Raw genomic sequence first — 1,245 nt, 5'->3', positions numbered from 1 at the left:
GAAGTGGGCTGGCGAGAAGTGCAGCCAGCCCACTTCCATGCTGCCAGCCAGGGGATCGATGCGCAGGTAGCTGGCGAGCCCGAGCGCCTGACCGCTCTTGGCATCCATGATGGTGTAGAACTGGGGGTCCGCCTTGGCGGCGCACTGCTGTAGCCAGCTCCCCATGGCCGCCTCATCGGCAAAAGGCCCGCTGGTGAGGTAGGTCCACATAGCCCCGCTGTCGCTGCAGAACGCCTGCCAGAGGCCCGGGCCGTGACGCTCGGGATCCAGCGGCGCCAACTGGCAGCCCCAGCCACTCAGGAGGTGATGGGGAGGAAATGCTGCCCCCCGCCAGTCGGGCAGCGGGGCACCAACCGGCTGGCCGAACTCGTTCAGATAGATGTCAGCTGCCACAGGCAATCCCTCCCGTTTGCAGCGATCCCGTCTCGTTGCCGGTGGCGACGGCAAAGCCGTCCTGGCGCCACCGATAGACCAACTGAGCCTCGTAGAAGACGCTGACCTCTGCCGCGCTGACCAGCCCGCAGCTCAATACCTGACTCATGATACCCCTCCTTGTGACTAGACCCGGATCCGGGTGGTGACGATGGTTTTGACGGAGTTGGCGATAAAGCACTCCTCATGGGCTTGACAGTGCAGTTGTTCCAGCTCGGCCAAAGTGGGCTGCCGGTCACCGGCAAACTGCACCAGCGGCTGCAATGTGACCCTGGTGATGGCCTGGCGACCCCTCTCGTTCGCCTCCATGATGCCCACCGCCTCGTCCCGGTAGCTCTCCACCCGATAACCCGCCCTGGCCACCAGCCAGAGGAAGGTGAGCATATGGCAGCTCGATAGTGCTGCAACAAAGGCCTCCTCCGGGTCGACGTGCTCGGCCACCGAGTAGGGCAAGGGCACCACATGCGGGGAGGAGGAAGCCGGCACCCTGACGCCGCCATCAAACTCCCACCAGTGGGCCCGACTGTAGCGCTGATCGACGAAGGGCTCGCTAACCCCGCACTGCCAGCTGATGGTGGCGCTGTATTCCGACATGCAGACTCCTTTCATTGCCAATATCTGTTGATCCCGAACCTTGAGCCTCAATGTAGCGGCATAATGGCCTTGCCACGCCGACCAATTTTGCCAGTATGGGCAGACCAATTGTCTGCTTGGAAATAGCCATGTCTGCCCTGCCAACCCTGTTTGCCACTCAGCAACCCAGCGATCTGCCGCTGCACGAGCAACTGGTACGTACGTTGCGAGGCGCCATTC

General features: G+C 62.7%; 3 protein-coding genes. All 3 read right to left on the bottom strand.

Annotation, left to right across the window (positions count from 1 at the left end):
• Positions 1 to 393, bottom strand: a 393-nt coding sequence (locus AAC083_RS09310; RefSeq protein WP_375134752.1) for a GNAT family N-acetyltransferase, incomplete at its 3' end; no start/stop codon positions are given.
• Positions 383 to 541, bottom strand: a complete 159-nt coding sequence (locus tag AAC083_RS09305) for a hypothetical protein (RefSeq protein ID WP_157013286.1) — start codon at positions 539 to 541, stop codon at positions 383 to 385. The genes AAC083_RS09305 and AAC083_RS09310, both read right to left, overlap by 11 nt.
• A gap of 17 nt (positions 542 to 558) precedes the next feature.
• A complete protein-coding gene (locus AAC083_RS09300; protein ID WP_108536426.1) occupies positions 559 to 1,026 on the bottom strand; it encodes an OsmC family protein in 468 nt (155 codons plus the stop codon).
• Between the last annotated feature and the right edge of the window lie 219 nt (positions 1,027 to 1,245).

The sequence above is a fragment of the Aeromonas sp. HMWF014 genome (assembly GCF_963878295.1).
Taxonomy (GTDB): domain Bacteria; phylum Pseudomonadota; class Gammaproteobacteria; order Enterobacterales; family Aeromonadaceae; genus Aeromonas; species Aeromonas popoffii.
The sequence above is the reverse complement of the archived record's forward strand: the minus strand, read 5'-3'. Positions and strand labels throughout refer to the sequence as shown.

Excerpts from the sequence above, each read along its gene's own strand:
- AAC083_RS09305 (WP_157013286.1), bottom strand. The coding sequence starts at position 541 with ATGAGTCAGGTATTGAGCTGCGGGCTGGTCAGCGCGGCAGAGGTCAGC.
- AAC083_RS09300 (WP_108536426.1), bottom strand. The coding sequence starts at position 1,026 with ATGTCGGAATACAGCGCCACCATCAGCTGGCAGTGCGGGGTTAGCGAG.